Raw genomic sequence first — 366 nt, forward strand, 5'->3', positions numbered from 1 at the left:
CTCCAGGGTTTGCTGGAGCTGCAAGTCGGTGGTGCCCTGGGGCCGGTAGGCAATGTGCTCGGCCGCAAGGTAGTCGTCGAGCTCGATGCGCTCGCGCGCGCCCAGCGGCGACGCCTTCGACATCAGCACGACGAAGGTCTCGTCGAACAGCCGCTGCTGGTAGAACGATGGCCCCATCGCTTCCCAGCTGCCCAGGGCGACGTCGATCTGCCCGTGGAGCATGCGCTGCCGGGCCTCGGCCACGGAGACATCCACGGTTTCGAAACGAACCCCCGGCGCGATGCCGCGCGCGACCGAAAGCAGCTCGGGCACCATGACCAGTTGCCCGATGTCGTTGACGGCGATCCGGAACGTGCGGCTGGAGGT

General features: G+C 67.5%; 1 protein-coding gene. It reads right to left on the reverse strand.

Going from position 1 to position 366, the window contains the following annotated elements:
• Positions 1-366 (reverse strand): LysR substrate-binding domain-containing protein (locus AC1DQ3_RS36870; protein WP_477125006.1); only part of this gene is annotated, 366 nt, incomplete at both ends.

The sequence above is a fragment of the Cupriavidus sp. 01T418 genome, assembly GCF_056398885.1.